This window comes from Kitasatospora sp. NPDC059973, assembly GCF_042737525.1.
GTDB lineage: Bacteria > Actinomycetota > Actinomycetes > Streptomycetales > Streptomycetaceae > Kitasatospora.
The window spans coordinates 53515-68987 of sequence record NZ_JBHWUI010000025.1; the positions used below are offsets into that span (position 1 = coordinate 53515).

Consider the following 15473-nt stretch of genomic DNA (forward strand, 5'->3'; position numbering starts at 1 on the left):
GCGGTCTTCCCGTCCGTGGTGGCGTGTCACTGGCGGGCATTTGCGAGTCGTGTGCGTCTCGTAACCCCCGCGATCACCCTAGCGCGACTTTCGATACGAGACGAATCCGTTTCGTAAAGCTCGGGCAAAGGCTCGGCGCCGGGCCGGCGCGGCGAGCCGCACCGGGTCGGGCCGCGTCGGTCGGCCGGGCCGGGTGCCGCACCGGGCGCCCGGCCGGTGTGCCCTAGATCGCAGCGCGGTCCGGGCACGCCTCTTTGCGCCCGCGCCGGGGCGTGCAAGCATGGAGGGGATCCGGGGACGCCACACGGCGCCACGAGACGACAACCCTTCAGGAGCCTGTTCGATGAACGCTTCTTCGCCTTCGCCTGCCCAGAACCAGGCGTCGACCGCGACCCTCTACGGCGGGGTCACCAACCGCCGCGTCACCGTCCGCGACCTCGCCGCCGCCAAGCAGCGCGGCGAGAAGTGGTCGATGCTCACCGCCTACGACGCCCTCACCGCGGGCGTCTTCGACGAGGCCGGCACCCCCGTCCTGCTGGTCGGCGACTCGGCGGCCAACTGCCACCTCGGCTACGAGACCACCGTGCCGGTGACCATGGATCAGATGGTGATGCTCTCCGCCGCCGTCGTCCGCGGCACCAAGCGCGCCATGATCGTCGCCGACCTGCCCTTCGGCTCCTACCAGGAGTCCCCCGCGCAGGCCATGCACAACGCCGTCCGGCTGATGAAGGACGCCGGGGTCGGCGCGGTCAAGCTGGAGGGCGGCGAGCGCAGCGCCCGGTCGATCGAGCTGCTGGTCGAGGCCGGCATCCCGGTGATGGCCCACATCGGCCTCACCCCGCAGTCCGTGCACGCCTTCGGCGGCTACCCCGTCCAGGGCCGCGGCGACGAGGCGGCGCACCGGATGCTGCGCGACGCCAAGGCCGTCCAGCAGGCCGGCGCCTTCGCCGTCGTCCTGGAGGCCGTCCCCGCCGAGCTGGCCGCCCAGGTCACCGAGCAGCTGGCGATCCCGACCGTCGGCATCGGCGCCGGGGTGGACACCGACGCGCAGGTGCTGGTCTGGACGGACATGGCCGGCATGACGGCGGGCCGGGTCCCGAAGTTCGTCAAGCAGTACGCCGACCTGCGGGCCGTCCTCGGCGAGGCCGCCCGCGAGTTCGCCGCCGACGTGCAGTCCGGCGCCTTCCCGGCCCCGGAGCACACCTTCCACTGACCGGCCGGTACGGGCCCCGCTCCGCTCGGAGCGGGGCCCCACCCGTGCCCGGGACGCCGCACCGGGAGCACCGCGACAGCGGGATGACAGCGGGCCGCCCGGGCCCGGGCACACCGTGACAGCAGACTGTCAGTGGGGTCGGACAGTCTGGGGGCATGACACGAATCGCCACTGCCCCGAACGACCGGGGGCCCGCCGCGGGCAATGCCGTAGAGGTGCGCGGCATCGTCAAGCACTACGGCGCGACCAAGGCACTCGACGGTGTCGACCTCACCGTCCGCGAGGGCACCGTGCTCGGCGTGCTCGGCCCGAACGGCGCCGGCAAGACCACCCTCGTCCGGGTCCTCTCCACGCTGATCAAGCCGGACGCCGGCACGGCCTTCGTCGGCGGCTACGACGTGCTGCGCCAGCCCAAGCAACTGCGCCGCACGATAGGCCTGACCGGCCAGTACGCCTCCGTCGACGAGATGCTCTCCGGCTACGAGAACCTCTACCTGATCGGCCGGCTGCTGGACCTCTCCCGCAAGGACGCCAAGGCCCGCGCCACCGAGCTGCTGGAGCGCTTCTCGCTCACCGAGGCCGCCAAGCGCGTCGCCAAGACCTACTCCGGCGGCATGCGCCGCCGCCTCGACCTGGCCGCCAGCATGATCGGCCGGCCCCGGGTCCTCTACTTGGACGAGCCCACCACCGGCCTGGACCCGCGCACCCGCAACGAGGTCTGGGACGAGGTGCAGCGGATGGTCGGCGAGGGCACCACCGTGCTGCTCACCACCCAGTACATGGAGGAGGCCGAGCAGCTCGCGAACGAGCTGACCGTGATCGACCGCGGCCGGGTGATCGCCTCCGGCGGGGTGGCCGAGCTCAAGGCCCAGGTCGGCGGCCAGACCCTGCAGGTCCGCCCGGCGCACCCGGGCGAACTCTCCGAGATGGCCCGCTGCCTGCGCGAGAGCGGCATCGCCGGGGCCACCGTCTCGGCCGACACCGGCCTGCTGTCGGTCCCGATCACCGACGAGGCGCAGCTGACCGCCGTGGTCGGGGTGCTCGGGACCCGCGGTTTCGCCATCGCCGGCATCGACACCCTGGTCCCCAGCCTGGACGAGGTCTTCCTCACCATCACCGGCAAGCCCGCGACCGTCGCGGCCGCCGCCCCGAGCCTCGCCAAGGAGCCCGTCGCATGACCACCGCAACGCTCGCCCCCGCCCGGGTGGAGGACACCCGGATCGGCCTGGCCGGCACCTTCCGGCACATCGGGGCGCTGACCCGCCGCAACCTGATGCGGATCAAGGCGGACCCGGAGTCGATGTTCGACGCGGTGCTGATGCCGATCATCTTCACCGTGCTCTTCGTCTACGTCTTCGGCGGGGCGATCTCCGGCGGCCAGGACGCGTACAAGCAGTACATGATCCCCGGTCTGCTCGGGCAGACCGGCCTCACCCTGGCGATGGCCGTCGGCACCGGTCTGAACAGCGACTTCCAGACCGGGGTGATGGACCGCTTCCGCACCCTGCCGATCGGACGCTCCGCCGTCCTGCTCTCCAAGATCGCCGCGGAGACCTGCCGGGCGCTGGTCTCCTTCGCCATCCTGATCGGCTTCGCGCTGATCCTCGGCTTCGAGGTGAAGACCGGACCGCTGGAGGCGCTGGCCGCGGTCGGCCTCTCGCTGGTCTTCGGCATGTCGATCGTCTGGATCTCGATGCTGCTCGGCATGGCGATGAAGAGCGCCCAGGCCGTCCAGGGAGTGTCCATGCTCGTCCTGATGCCGATGCAGTTCGGCAGCTCGATCTTCGCGCCGACCGACACCATGCCGGGCTGGCTGCAGTCCTTCACCAAGGTGAACCCGCTCTCGGCGCTCGCCGACGCCTGCCGCGCGCTGCTCAACGGCGAGGGCGCGGTGGCCCACCCGGTGCTCATCGTGCTCGGCTGGTCGATCGGCATCACCGCGGTCTTCGCGCCGCTCGCGGTGGCCCGGTTCCGCAAGCGGACCTGAGGGCCCGCACCACCTGGTCCGCCGGCCGGCCGACCCCTGGGACGGGGGGTCAGCCGGCCGGCCAGTCGATCATCCGCTCCAGCAGCGCGTTCGCCTCGGCGATCGAGCGGCAGGCGCCCAGCGCGCGGGCCTCGGCGAAGGCGTCCTCACCCAGCCGGGCCCGCAGGCCCGCCTCGGTCCGCTCGCTCTCCACCCGCTCCAGGTAGCCGCCCTTGGGCCCGGTCAGACCGACGTGCGCGCCGAGCAGGACCGCCGCCCGGCGGGCCGCCTCGTCGTCGTCGTCCCGCTCGGCGTAGGCCCACAGGACACCGACCGCCGGGAGCACCATCATCACGGACATCTGCTCCGCGAAACCGCTCGTGGTGTCCGTCAGCTCGCGCAGCAACCGCCGCCCCTCCCGCAGGAGTTCCATCCCGCGGTCCGGATCCCCGGAACGGGCCACCATCCAGCCCCGGGTGACCGTCAGCAGCCCGCCGACCAGGCCGGGGGCGAAGCCGCCCACCTTGGTCCCGCTCAGCTGGTCCAGCTCGCGCAGCGCGGCGTCGAACTCACCGCGCTGGGCGTGCACCGCGCAGAGCATCAGGTGCCCGAAGAGCAGCGCGCCGTTGGCCGCGTGGCTCTCGCCCGGCTCGACCGAGGCCAGGGCCTCCCGGATGTGCCGCTCGCCGGCGTCGAGGTCGATGCCGAGCATCGCCCCGCCGAGCTGTACCTGCAGCATCGGCACCTCCTGCGGGGCGCCCAGCAGTTCGGCCAGCTCGATGGCGCGCTCGTACGCGACGACGGCCTCCTCGGACCGGCCCTCGTTGGACATCGACTCGCCGCGGGCCGCGTAGGCCTGGGACATCCCCCACCGGTCGCCGCAGCGCCGGAACAGCTCCAGCGACTCCTCGCCGTCGCGCAGGGACTGCTCCATCCCGCCGGGCCAGTCGTTCATCATCTTGGCCCGGATCTGCAGGATGAACGCCAGGTCGTTGTCGCTGCCGTGCACGCGGCAGCCGTCCACCGCGTCGTTCAGCAGGTCGCGCAGCAGCTCCAGCTTGCCGGCCAGGAAGGCCCCGAACACCCGCATCAGGCCCGGGAACCGGTAGGCCTGCGGGAGGTCCGGGGTGTACGCGTCGAGCAGGTTCCGGGAGAGCCGCAGCGCCTCCGGGTCGCCGAGCACCTCCAGGTTGCCCTCGAAGAGCCCGACCAGCCGGTACATCACCACCTCGCGGCGGGCCTCCTCGGCCACCCTCGGCGGCAGCGGCATGCCGTACTCCAGCACCGGCCGCTCCAGCGGCCGCAGCGGCAGGGTGGCCGGGTCGAACGGGTCCGGGCCGAGCGCGGCCACCGCCTCGTACCACTCCCGGGCCTCCAGCCCGAAGCCGCGCAGCGACCAGTACCAGCTCATGCCGAGCACGAGGACCAGCGCCTCGTGCTCGTCGCCGCGGTCGACCGCCCGCCGCAGCGCCGCCCGGATGTTCTCCTGCTCCCGCTCCAGCACCGCCAGCCAGGTCAGCTGCTCCGGTCCGTGCAGGCGCAGTTCGGCGGTCCGGACCAGCTCGCGGAAGTGCTCGACGTGCCGGCGCCCGGTCTCGCTCCGCTCGGCCGCCTCGGCCAGCCGCTCGGTGGCGTACTCGTGGATGGTCTCCAGCATCCGGTAGCGGGGCAGGCCCTCGCCGCCCAGGTCGGCCACCAGCAGCGACTTGTCGACCAGCGAGAGCAGGGCGTCCGCGACCTCCTCGCGGGGCACCTCGGCCTCGTCGGCACAGATCGCCTCGGCGTCCTCCAGCCGCCAGCCGCCGGCGAAGACCGAGAGCCGGCGCAGCACCGCCCGCTCCTGCTTGCCCAGCAGGTCCCAGCTCCAGTCGACCACCGCGCGCAGGGTCTGCTGACGGGGCAGCAGGGTGCGGCTGCCGCCGGTGAGCAGCCCGAAGCGGCCGTCCAGCCGGTCGGCGATCTGGCGGGCCGTCATCACCCGCAGCCGGGCGGCGGCCAGTTCGATGGCGAGCGGCAGGCCGTCCAGCCGGCGGCAGATCTCGGCACAGGCGGCCGGATCGCTCTGCGGGTCGAAGCCCGGGCGGGCGGCGGCGGCGCGCTCGACGAGCAGCCGCAGCGCGACCGGGTCGGGCAGCGGCTCGACCGGCAGGACGCTCTCCCCGGGGACACCGAGCGGTTCGCGGCTGGTGGCGAGGACGGTGAGGCCGGGGCACTCGGCGAGCAGTTGGTCGGTGAGGTCGGCGGCGGCCTGGATCAGGTGCTCGCAGTTGTCCAGCACGAGCAGCATCCGGCGGTGGCCGCAGTACTCGACCAGCCGGCGGAGCGGATCCTCCGCGCGGCTCTCCAGCGCCTCGGCGACCAGGCTGCCGGTGTGCAGCAGCGTCTCGCGCAGCCCGAGCGCGGAGACCACCGCGGCCGGGACGGCGAGCGGGCTCTCCAGCGGGGCGAGTTCGGCCAGCCAGACGCCGTCCGGCCAGTGGCCGGCGGCCTGCTCGACGCGGCCGGCCTCGATCGAGAGCCTGGTCTTGCCGGAGCCGCCGGGGCCGGTCAGGGTGACCAGCCGGCTGCCGGCCAGGGCGGTGCGCAGTGCGCCGAGGTCGTCCTCCCGGCCGACGAAGCTGGTGAGCCGGCCGCGCAGATTGCCCGCGCCGCGGGTCGGCGCCGCCGGCGGTGCCTGCTCGGGAGCCGGCGGCCCGGACGGCCTTGGCGCCCCGACCGGGGCCAGCAGTTCGGCGTGCAGGTCCTGGAGGCGGCGGCCCGGATCGGCGCCGAGCTCGTCCGCCAGGGCGTGCCTGGTCCGCTCGTAGTGACGCAGCGCCTCGGCGGTGCGCCCGCTCTCGTGCAGGGACCGGATCATCAGGTACTGCAGGGGCTCGTCCAGCGGCTGCCGCTCGCAGAGCTCGGCGAGTTCGGCGGTGAGTTCGGCGGCCCGGCCGAGGCCGAGGTCGGCGGTGATCCGGTGCCGGCGGGCCTCGTCCCGCTGGGCCTCCAGCCGGGTGGCGGGGCCGCCGCGGTCGGGGAGGTCGGCGAGGGCCGGTCCGCGCCAGAGCGCCAGGGCGGCGCGCAGCCGCTCGGCGGCCAGCGCGTGGTCGGCCTCCTCCAGCGCCCGGCGGCCCTCGCCGGCCAGCCGCTGGAAGTCGCCCAGGTCCGTCCGCGGCTCGGTCAGCCAGTAGCCGGCCGGGCCGGAGCCGACCTGGTCGCGGCCGACGGTGCGGCGCAGCCGGCCGACCAGGGTCTGCAGCGCGGCGGAGGAGTCCTGCGGTGGCTCGGTGTCCCACACCTCGTCCACCAGGAGGTCGGCCGGCACCGGCCGTCCCTGCCGCAGGACCAGCGCGGCGAGCAGCGCCCGCAGCCGGGCACCGCCGAGCGGGACCGGCGTGCCGTCGTCGTGGTGGGCGGTGGTGGTACCGAGGATGCCGTAGTGCACCCGCCCATTCTGGTCGATGAAGGGTCGTGCCACGCACGCATTTCCGGGCCGGCCCCGGAGACCGGAACCGGGACGGCTGCTCCGGACGTTCACCGGGGACGGCTTGTCCGGCAACGGACCCGCCGGGCATGATCGGTCCCCTGCCCGCACCCCAGACCTCCGGAGCGACCACGTCATGACCTTCGCCGCAACGCAGCGCTCGCGCCGCGAGGACCGACGGATCAGCCCGGTGTTCTGGGCCATGCTGGCCACCCTCGCGACCTCCGGCTGGGCGGTCTACGCGGGCTACGGCAACGCCCGGTTCGGGATCTTCCTGTTCGTGGTGGCGGGCTGGATGGTCTCGCTCTGCCTGCACGAGTACGCGCACGCCCGCACCGCCCTGCACGGCGGCGACATCACCGTCGGCGCCAAGGGCTACCTCACGCTCAACCCGCTCAAGTACGCGAACGCGCTGCTCAGCTTCGTGCTGCCGATCGTCTTCGTGCTGCTCGGCGGCATCGGCCTGCCCGGCGGGGCGGTCTGGATCGAGCGGCACCGGATCAACGGGCGGCTCAAGCACAGCCTGATCTCGGCGGCCGGCCCGCTGGTGAACCTCGCGGCCGCGGTGCTGATCCTGGTCCCGGTGGGCGCCGGCTGGCTGGACGGCACCGAGGTGCACGCGGTCTGGAACGGCTACGAGCTGAGCGTGTCGCCGCTGGCGCTGGCCCTGGGCTTCCTCGGCATGCTGCAGCTCAGCGCGACCCTGCTGAACCTGCTGCCGGTGCCGGGTCTGGACGGCTACGGGATCATCGAGCCCTGGCTGTCCCACAAGGCCCGCCGGGCGGTCGAGCCGTTCGCCCCGTACGGGATGCTGGCGATCTTCGCGCTGCTCTGGCAGCCCGAGGTGAACCACTACTTCTTCGAGGCCGTCTACGGCGTGATGGACCTGCTCGGCGTCGACCGGCTGTACGCCCAGGTCGGCCACGACCTGTTCACCTTCTGGAAGAACTAGCCGGCCGGCTTCAGGAGGCCGCGGCGCGCTCGGCCGCGGCCTTCGCCAGCTTCGCCCGGCGCAGGTTCAGCCAGAGGACGTTGCTGGCCACGCCGGCCAGCGGGATCCAGACCAGGCCCACCCAGTCGCCCCGCACCAGGGAGACCACGGCTGCGGCCAGCGCGAGGACGACGACGATCGAGGCGAAGAGGGACGTGCGGGGCATGGCGGGGGGCTCCTAGGGCCGGGTGACGGTCGGCCCCCATTCTCGCCGATCTCACCCCCGGGCCGGGCCCGGGGGTGAGATCGGCGCGCCCCGGCGCCGGTCAGACGTCGGTGATCCGCAGGCCCGCGTGGGCCTTGTAGCGGCGGTTGACCGAGATCAGGTTGGCGACCAGGGACTCCACCTGGTGGGCGTTGCGCAGCCGGCCGGCGAAGATGCCGCGCATCCCGGGGATCCGGGCGGCCAGCGCCTGGACCAGGTCGGTGGCGGCCCGCTCGTCGCCCAGCACCATCACGTCGGTGTCGATCCGCTCGACCGACTCGTCCTGGAGCAGCACCGCCGAGAGGTGGTGGAAGGCGGCGGTGACCCGGGAGTCCGGCAGCAGCGCGGCGGCCTGCTGGGCGGCACTGCCCTCCTCCGGCACCAGCGCGTACGCGCCCTGCTTGTCGAAGCCGAGCGGGTTGACGCAGTCCACCACGATCTTCCCGGCCAGCTCCTCGCGGAGGGCGGTGAGGGTGGCGGCGTGCCCGTCCCAGGGCACCGCGACGATCACGATGTCGCTCTCGCGCGCGGTGGTCGCGTTGTCGGCGCCGCGCACGCCGAGGCCGAGTTCGGCCGCCGAGGCCTCGGCGCGGGCCGCGTCGCGGGAACCGATGATCACCTGCTGGCCGGCCTTGGCGAGCCGGTGGGCGAGCCCCCGCCCCTGGTCGCCGGTGCCACCGAGGACACCGACCACCAGCTGCGAGACGTCCGGCAGCTCGTGGGCCGGGTTTGTCGCTGAATCGAGGGAAGTCATGGGCCGATCCTGCCAAACGCCCGGCCCGCCGCGACATTCTGTGGCCCATGGACGAGGTGAGAGTTTCGGCACTCCGCGAGCGGCTGACCGGCACGGGCTGGCTGGAGGCGGTCGGCGGCTTCGCCGGCTCGCTGCGCCACGCCGTCTCCCGGCGCGGGGCGGGCGCGCTGCTGCTGGTCGGCACCGAGGAGTACGAGCCCTGGCACCTGGCCGCCCATCTGGACGACGAGGCGGCCTGGTCCGACGTCCCCCGGCTGGCGCCGACCCTGCTGCGGCACCGGGTGCCCGCTCGGGCGCCGGCCCATCTGGCGCACGGCCTGCGGCGGCTGACCGAGGCCGGGCGCGGGGCGACGGTGCTGGTGGTGGCGCCCACGGCGGCCGGGGCGCCGCTGCTCGAACGGGTCCACGACGCGCGGCGGGGCGGGGCGACCGTGCTCGCCCTGGACGGCCCCGCCGAGCGGGGCGAGCTGGCGGGGCTGGCGCACGAGCGGCTGGCGGTCGGCACCGGCGAGGAGGAGCCGTTCGACCTCGCGCAGCACCTGGTCAGCGCCGCCGCCGGGCAGGCCCCGGCCCGGCGCGGCGCGCTCGGCCGGCTGGCGGCGCTGGCCGGGCGGCTCGGCTCGGGGCCGGGGCTCAGCCGCTGGTAGCGGCGGGGCGGGGGCAGACGGCGCCCGAGGCGGCGGGACGGGCGAAAATCCGTTGCGGCCTCGAGGGGGCGGCGCCGAGGATGGTCGTTCGTGAACGACGCCGAACCACCTCCGTCCGGGCGAGTCCGGACACTGCTGACCTCCCTGCGCCCCGACCTGGCACCCTGGCACTCCTCCCGGGACTTCCGGCTGCTCTGGCTCTCGGGCTGCATCACCAGCCTCGGCAGCTTCCTCACCTACGTCGCCGTGCCGATGCAGATCAAGGACCTCACCGGCTCCTCCTTCGCGGTCGGCCTGGTCGGCGCCTTCGAGCTGGTGCCGCTGATCGTCTTCGGCCTCTGGGGCGGCGCCCTGGCCGACGCGCTGGACCGGCGCAAGCTGGTGCTGTTCTCGGAGGCCGGGCTCGGCCTGCTCACCGGTCTGCTGCTGATCAACGCGCTGCTGCCGACGCCGGTGCTCTGGCCGGTCTACCTGGTGGCCGCCCTGGTCGCCGCGACCGACGGCCTGCAGCGCCCGGCCCTGGACTCGCTGACCCCGCGGATCGTCCCGCACGACCAGCTCACCGCCGCGTTCGCGCTCAACTCCCTCTACCGCAACGCCGGTTCGGTGGCCGGCCCGGCGCTGGCCGGGATCATCGTGGCCTTCGCCGGGGTCCAGACCGCCTACGCGCTGGACGTGCTCACCTTCGGCGCCTCGCTGCTGCTGCTCGCCCGGATCCGCGCGGTGCCGCCGCCCACCGGCGCCGAGAAGCCGTCCGTGCGGGCCGTCCTGACCGGGGTCCGCTACGCCTGGAGCCGCAAGGACCTGCTGGGCACCTACGCGATCGACGTCTGCGCGATGCTGTTCGCCTTCCCGGTGGCGATCTTCCCCTTCCTGGCCTCGGAGCTGGGCGCCGACTGGGCGCTCGGCCCGATGTACGCGGCCTCGGCGGTGGGCGCGCTGGCGGTCTCGGCGACCAGCGGCTGGACGTCCCGGGTCCACCGGCACGGCCGGCTGCTGGTGGTGGCCGCGCTCGGCTGGGGCGGGGCGATGGCCCTGGCCGGTCTCTGCGGCGCCGTCTGGCCGGTGCTGCTCTGCCTCGCCCTGGCCGGCGGGGCCGACCAGATCAGCGGGATCGCCCGCTCGACCATGTGGAACCAGTCCATCCCCGACGAGGTGCGCGGCCGGATGGCCGGTGTCGAGCTGCTCAGCTACTCGGTCGGCCCGCAGCTCGGCCAGGTCCGGGCGGGCGGGATGGCCGGCCTGGTCGGCGTCCGGGCCTCGGTCTGGGCCGGCGGTGTGGCCTGCGTGGTCGGCGTGCTGGCGCTCGCCGCCGCGCTGCCCCGGCTGCTCTCGTACGACGACCGCACCGACCCGCACGCGGCGGCGGTGCGCGCCGAGCACGCGAAGGCCGAGGAGGCACGGGCCCGGGCGGCGGTCTGACCGGCCCGGGCCGGTGCCACGTTCCGAGAAAGTAAGTGACACAGACGGCTTGAGACTATTACTCTGAACTCCGTTGACGTCCGGCGAGCGGAGGGTGGCCATGCTGGAGATCACGGCGGAGAACGTCGTACGGAGCTGGGTGGACGGCTGGGTCGTGTCGCGGTCGGCCGCGCCGCCGATCGTGGAGCCCTGGGGCTACACCGTCGACGTCGGCCTCACCGACCACGTGACCCGGCACGTCCTGGACGCCACCGGGGACGCCGTACGGGAGGCCGACGTCCGCAAGGTCGCCGACGCGGTGCGCGCCCGGGGGACGTGGCTCAAGGTCTTCGCGGAGCCCGCCGTCGTCGCCCCCTGGCTCGGACCCGACTGGTGGGTCGACGACGAGCCGGCCTACCTGATGACCATCCGGCTGGCCCCCGCCCCCGGGCTCACCGCCCCCGCGGGCTACCAGCTGCGCACCTGGGCCCGCGGCGAGGTCGTCCGCGCCCTGGTCACCGCCGAGGACGGCGCACTGGCGGCCCGCGGCCAGATCGGCGTCTGCGGCGCGACCGCCGTCGCGGACCAGATCGAGACCTCCGCCGAGCACCGCCGCAAGGGCCTCGGCTCGCTGGTCATGCGGGCGCTGGCGAACGCGGCGCACGACCGGGGCGCCCAGACCGGGGTGCTGGCCGGGACGCCGGACGGGCGCGCGCTGTACAGCACGCTGGGCTGGCGGGTGCTCGCCCCGCTGACCAGCGCCAAGTACGTCGGCCCGCAGGGCGCCTGACACGGCGCCGCCCCTGCCCCGCCGCGGTGGCGGGCCAGGGGCGGGGCAGCGCCGGTCGCGGGGTCAGCCCTCGGTCGGCCGTCCGTCGAAGCGCTCGTCGTCGTTCTTCCACTCCCGGTTGCGCTCCTCGGCGGTCTCCAGCGCGTGGGCCGCCTCCTCACGGCTGGCGTACGGGCCGAGACGGTCCTTGGCGGGGCACTCCGGCCCCTCCTCCACCTTGGCGTGCTTGATGCAGTAGAACCACTCGCCCGGCAGTCCGGTCGGCTTGCGGTGGAATCCCAGGGGCATGGCGGTCACTCCCGTTCGATGGGCCTGTCGTCACTGATCATCGCGCGCGGCCGCCCGTCCCGCACACCCCCGGAGGGCCGGGGACCGACGGATAGACTCGCGACCATGGCTCTCGTACCCGGCATCCAGTCCCCCACCCGCAAGGTCCCGGCGCACATCGCTCGCCCCGAGTACGTCGGACGGCCCGCGCCGGCGCCGTACACCGGGCCCGAGGTGCAGACCGCCGAGACCATCGAGAAGATGCGGATCGCGAGCCGGATCGCCGCCCGGGCGATGGCGGAGGCCGCCAAGCTGATCGCGCCGGGCGTCACCACCGACGCGCTGGACGCCGTCGCCCACACCTACATGTGCGACCACGGCGCCTACCCGTCCGACCTCGGCTACCGGGGCTTCCCCAAGTCGATCTGCACCTCGATCAACGAGGTGATCTGCCACGGCATCCCCGACTCGACCGTGCTGCAGGACGGCGACATCGTCAACATCGACGCCACCGCGTACATCCACGGGGTGCACGGCGACCTCAACGCCACCTACCTCTGCGGCGACGTGGACGAGGAGTCCCGGCTGCTGGTGGAGCGCACCCGGGAGTCGCTCGCCCGGGCGATCAAGGCGGTCAAGCCCGGCCGGCAGATCAACGTGATCGGCCGGGTCATCGAGTCCTACGCGAAGCGCTTCGGCTACGGCGTGGTGCGGGACTTCACCGGGCACGGCATCAACACGTCGTTCCACTCCGGCCTGATCGTCCCGCACTACGACAGCGAGCGGGCCACCGAGGTGATCAAGCCGGGGATGACCTTCACCATCGAGCCGATGCTGACCCTGGGCACCTACGACTACGAGATCTGGGCCGACGGCTGGACGGTCGTCACCAAGGACCGCAAGCGGACCGCCCAGTTCGAGCACACGCTGGTCGTCACCGCCGACGGCGCCGAGGTCCTCACCCTGCCGTAGCCCGCTCCCCCGGGTGGGCGCGCTAGCCGATCAGCCACTGCTCCTCGGCGACCGCGCCCACCTCGGTGCAGGCGTCGGTGAGCACGTCCAGGACGCGCAGCGGATCCGGCAGCGGCTGCTCGGGCCCGCGGAGCCAGCGCACCTGCGAGCCGTCCGGCAGCGCGGCCGGCGGCAGCAGGGTGTACGAGCCGCGGCAGTGCCAGCGCAGACCGGGGTGCTCGGACATGGTGTCCGGCGTGGAGTCCAGCGCGCTAGGCCACCACTCGTCCTCGTCCACCGGGGTGCCCCTGGTGGCGGTGAAGAAGAGGTAGCGGTCCTCGCCGACGGCGGCGACCGGACCCTCGACGCCCTGCGCCGCGAGCCGCTCCAGCGCCAGCCGGCCGGCCTCGGCCGGGACGTCCAGGACGTCGTGGGCGCGGCCGGTGGCGGTGATGAAGTTGGCCAGTGGGTCCCGCGAGAGCCAGCGGGCGACCTGCTCCGGCTCGGTGGTCGCCTGGGTCTGCCAGGCGAAGGAGACCGGGTGCTGCGCGGGGGCCGGACAGGCCACCCGGTCGCAGGAACAGCGGTAGCCGGCCGGATGGGCGGCGGGTGCGAGCGGGAAGCCGGCGCGCACGGCGCCCAGCAGCTGATCCAGTCTGGCGGCGGGGCTGTCCGCGTCGGCCGACCGGGCCCGCTGACGTTCACGCTTCTGCCACCAGGTCGTCCACCTGCTGCCGGCTTCCATCGGGCCCCTTCCGCGCATTGCCGTGCCTGGTGTGACACAGCATTCGACGTACCACTCCGACGCAACGCACAGCGCCCCCCGCTGCTTCCCGGGACGGTGCTCGGCCCTGCTGTCCGCGCCCCGTCGGCCGGAGCCGGGGTTGCCGGACGGCCGACGCCCGGGTCACGGCACGGAGTCGCGGCAGTACAGAGACTGCGGCTCGGCGGCCCGGCGGGCACACCGCTGTGCGCCTCACCCGGCCCGTACGGGGCCCGCTGACCCGGGTGAACCCCGAGGGCGTAACAGGAAGGATAAGGGTGCGCGGGCCCTTCGGATGACCGGGGGCGGTGCCTCTCCGGTCACACTCCCGGCACCCGGCCCTCACAGTGCCTCCCCGCACCGCCGTACCGCCCTGTCCGCGGTCGCCCACCGGTCGCCCGCCGGTCCGCCGCGGCGGGGTGAGACCCTGGTGGGGTGAAGAGCGCGGACACCGAATTCGTCGGCGGCCCCCTGGACGGCCGGATCCTCCCGATCCCGTTGGGGCCGATGTACGGCGTGCCCAAGACCTACAAGGTGCCGGTCCCCGCGCACGGGGAGACTCCCGCGCGCACACTGGTGTACGTCCGGGTCAAGGAGCAGCGGGGCCTCCGCTGGTCCTGGCGCTACGAGTACGACGAGACGGCCACCGCCCGCACCTCCGGGTGACGGCCGCTCCCCCCGGGAGGACGGCGATGGCGAAGACCGTACGGACCCGCACCCGGCGTCGGCCGCAGGCCGTGACGCAGCACAACCGGCAGGTCGCGGTGGTCACCGCCGCCCTGCTGGTGGTGGTCAGCCTCTACAGCGCGGCGCTCGGGCCGAACGCCTGGCTCTGGTTCGGCTGGACGGTGCTGCTGCTCGCCTGCGTGGCACTGTTCGCCGTCCGCGGCTGAGCGGCGGCACCGTCCGCCGTCCCCGGCCCCCTCGGGCGGTCAGGCATCCTCGGCGAGGATCAGGTAGAGCTTCTTGCGGGCCTCGTTGAGCACCGCGAGGCCCCTGGCGCGCTGCGCCTCCGTCCCCGTCGCCATCACCTGCCGGATCGCCTGGTCGACCGCGCCGAGCGCCTGGCCGACCTCGTGGACGGCCTCCCAGTCGACCTCCCGGCCGGCCTCCGCCCACGGCTCGGCGGGCCCGGCCTCGGCCTCGGCCCGGCCGGCCTCGGTCAGCGAGACCAGTCGCTTGCCGCCCACCTCCTCGGCGGTGATCAGGCCCTCCTCCTCCAGCAGTTGGAGGTTGGGGTAGATCGAGCCCGGGCTCGGCCGCCAGGCCCCGCCCGTCCGCTCGGCGATCTCCGCGATCATCTCGTAGCCGTGCATCGGCCGTTCCTTGAGCAGCGCGAGCAGCGAGGCCCGCACGTCCCCGCGCCGGGCCCGCCCGCCGCGCCGGCCGCGCGGACCGTGCCCGCGCCCGCCGTGCCCGCCGAAGCCGTGGCCGAACGGCCCGCCCGGCGGCCGCCCGGGACCGCCGCCGAACGGCGGCCCGAACGCGCCGAACGCCCCACGGCCCTCTCCGCCCTCACCGGGGAACTCCCCGAACTCCGGGCCCCGCCCGCGGCGCCGACCGCCGCGCGGACCCTCTTTCCCGTATCGCGTTCCGGAGCGCATCGCGCTCACCTCCTGGTGGACCGGACAGTGTTCACGTCACTGTCTCAATAGCTCGACGATATATCGCTGACTGTCGCTCGTCAATCGTTGACGACTGGGCCACCCGCGTGTCCGGCCGGCGGGGACGGACCACCGCCGCCGGGACGTCTCCCGGCGCGCTGCCGCCCGGTCACCGTGGGGCCGGACCGGACCGGACCGGCGAACGGGCCGGTGAACGGACGGCACTGTCACGGGAGTCGGGGCGGCCGGTGCCGGTCGCGGGCGGCCCGCCGGCGGTGAACCCGGGCCGGTGCGGGGGCCGTCAACCGTGGTGTCGGCCCTCCGGGCCGGCCGGTTCGGCCCCGCTCGCCGGGGGGGGGGGGGGGCGGACCACGGCGGACCCCCGGCGCACGGCGGGACGATGGGCCGGCGGTGCGCCCCAGGGCCCCGAGAAAACCCGGAAGGTGCAGGAGGGG

General features: G+C 74.3%; 16 protein-coding genes. 10 read left to right on the forward strand and 6 right to left on the reverse strand.

Annotated elements, in window-relative coordinates; genetic code table 11:
* Positions 1 to 343 precede the first annotated feature (343 nt).
* The 3 genes from panB (at position 344) to ACFWA9_RS09890 (ending at position 3200) form a co-directional block, all read left to right on the forward strand.
* Complete coding sequence (gene panB, locus ACFWA9_RS09880; RefSeq protein ID WP_329487377.1) at positions 344 to 1213, forward strand: 3-methyl-2-oxobutanoate hydroxymethyltransferase; 870 nt, start codon at positions 344 to 346, stop codon at positions 1211 to 1213.
* Between the two features lie 155 nt (positions 1214 to 1368).
* Positions 1369 to 2391: an ATP-binding cassette domain-containing protein gene (locus ACFWA9_RS09885; RefSeq protein ID WP_329487378.1), complete on the forward strand. Its 1023-nt coding sequence runs from the start codon at positions 1369 to 1371 to the stop codon at positions 2389 to 2391.
* Positions 2388 to 3200, forward strand: coding sequence for an ABC transporter permease (locus ACFWA9_RS09890; protein WP_329487379.1), 813 nt, complete (start codon positions 2388 to 2390; stop codon positions 3198 to 3200). The genes ACFWA9_RS09885 and ACFWA9_RS09890 overlap by 4 nt, the downstream gene beginning before the upstream one ends.
* Positions 3201 to 3249: 49 nt before the next feature.
* Here ACFWA9_RS09890 and ACFWA9_RS09895 read toward each other — a convergent pair whose 3' ends face one another.
* Complete coding sequence (locus ACFWA9_RS09895) at positions 3250 to 6639, reverse strand: BTAD domain-containing putative transcriptional regulator (protein ID WP_380385095.1); 3390 nt, start codon at positions 6637 to 6639, stop codon at positions 3250 to 3252.
* A 142-nt stretch (positions 6640 to 6781) separates the two neighbouring features.
* Here ACFWA9_RS09895 and ACFWA9_RS09900 point away from each other — a divergent pair, with 142 nt between their 5' ends.
* Positions 6782 to 7597 (forward strand): site-2 protease family protein, encoded by an 816-nt coding sequence (locus ACFWA9_RS09900; RefSeq protein ID WP_329487382.1) that lies wholly within the window; start codon positions 6782 to 6784, stop codon positions 7595 to 7597.
* A gap of 10 nt (positions 7598 to 7607) precedes the next feature.
* On the opposite strand, the gene ACFWA9_RS09905 is transcribed toward ACFWA9_RS09900, so the two are convergent.
* A complete protein-coding gene (locus ACFWA9_RS09905; RefSeq protein ID WP_329487383.1) occupies positions 7608 to 7802 on the reverse strand; it encodes a hypothetical protein in 195 nt (64 codons plus the stop codon).
* Between the two features lie 100 nt (positions 7803 to 7902).
* Complete coding sequence (gene npdG, locus ACFWA9_RS09910) at positions 7903 to 8595, reverse strand: NADPH-dependent F420 reductase (RefSeq protein WP_329487384.1); 693 nt, start codon at positions 8593 to 8595, stop codon at positions 7903 to 7905.
* Between the two features lie 47 nt (positions 8596 to 8642).
* Between npdG and ACFWA9_RS09915 the strand changes: the two genes are divergently transcribed.
* The 3 genes from ACFWA9_RS09915 to ACFWA9_RS09925 all read left to right on the forward strand — a co-directional run bounded on the left by ACFWA9_RS09915 (position 8643) and on the right by ACFWA9_RS09925 (position 11433).
* Complete coding sequence (locus tag ACFWA9_RS09915; RefSeq protein WP_329487386.1) at positions 8643 to 9242, forward strand: hypothetical protein; 600 nt, start codon at positions 8643 to 8645, stop codon at positions 9240 to 9242.
* A gap of 90 nt (positions 9243 to 9332) precedes the next feature.
* A complete protein-coding gene (locus ACFWA9_RS09920) occupies positions 9333 to 10664 on the forward strand; it encodes an MFS transporter (protein ID WP_380385100.1) in 1332 nt (443 codons plus the stop codon).
* A 100-nt stretch (positions 10665 to 10764) separates the two neighbouring features.
* Positions 10765 to 11433: a GNAT family N-acetyltransferase gene (locus ACFWA9_RS09925; protein WP_380385103.1), complete on the forward strand. Its 669-nt coding sequence runs from the start codon at positions 10765 to 10767 to the stop codon at positions 11431 to 11433.
* 63 nt (positions 11434 to 11496) lie between these two features.
* Here the strand turns inward: ACFWA9_RS09925 and ACFWA9_RS09930 are convergent, their stop codons facing one another.
* Positions 11497 to 11721, reverse strand: coding sequence for a hypothetical protein (locus tag ACFWA9_RS09930; protein ID WP_329487389.1), 225 nt, complete (start codon positions 11719 to 11721; stop codon positions 11497 to 11499).
* A 105-nt stretch (positions 11722 to 11826) separates the two neighbouring features.
* Between ACFWA9_RS09930 and map the strand changes: the two genes are divergently transcribed.
* Positions 11827 to 12672 carry a type I methionyl aminopeptidase gene (gene map / locus ACFWA9_RS09935; protein ID WP_380385106.1) on the forward strand — a complete coding sequence of 282 codons (846 nt, stop codon included), beginning with the start codon at positions 11827 to 11829 and terminating at the stop codon, positions 12670 to 12672.
* A 22-nt stretch (positions 12673 to 12694) separates the two neighbouring features.
* Here the strand turns inward: map and ACFWA9_RS09940 are convergent, their stop codons facing one another.
* On the reverse strand, positions 12695 to 13396 hold the full coding sequence (locus tag ACFWA9_RS09940) for a bifunctional DNA primase/polymerase (protein ID WP_352286933.1): 702 nt from the start codon (positions 13394 to 13396) through the stop codon (positions 12695 to 12697).
* A 453-nt stretch (positions 13397 to 13849) separates the two neighbouring features.
* Between ACFWA9_RS09940 and ACFWA9_RS09945 the strand changes: the two genes are divergently transcribed.
* Together ACFWA9_RS09945 and ACFWA9_RS09950 are read left to right on the forward strand one after the other, a co-directional pair.
* Positions 13850 to 14080 (forward strand): hypothetical protein, encoded by a 231-nt coding sequence (locus ACFWA9_RS09945; RefSeq protein WP_380385109.1) that lies wholly within the window; start codon positions 13850 to 13852, stop codon positions 14078 to 14080.
* A gap of 26 nt (positions 14081 to 14106) precedes the next feature.
* On the forward strand, positions 14107 to 14307 hold the full coding sequence (locus ACFWA9_RS09950) for a hypothetical protein (RefSeq protein WP_329487393.1): 201 nt from the start codon (positions 14107 to 14109) through the stop codon (positions 14305 to 14307).
* 39 nt (positions 14308 to 14346) lie between these two features.
* Here ACFWA9_RS09950 and ACFWA9_RS09955 read toward each other — a convergent pair whose 3' ends face one another.
* Complete coding sequence (locus ACFWA9_RS09955; protein WP_380385112.1) at positions 14347 to 15018, reverse strand: PadR family transcriptional regulator; 672 nt, start codon at positions 15016 to 15018, stop codon at positions 14347 to 14349.
* Positions 15019 to 15473: the final 455 nt, after the last annotated feature.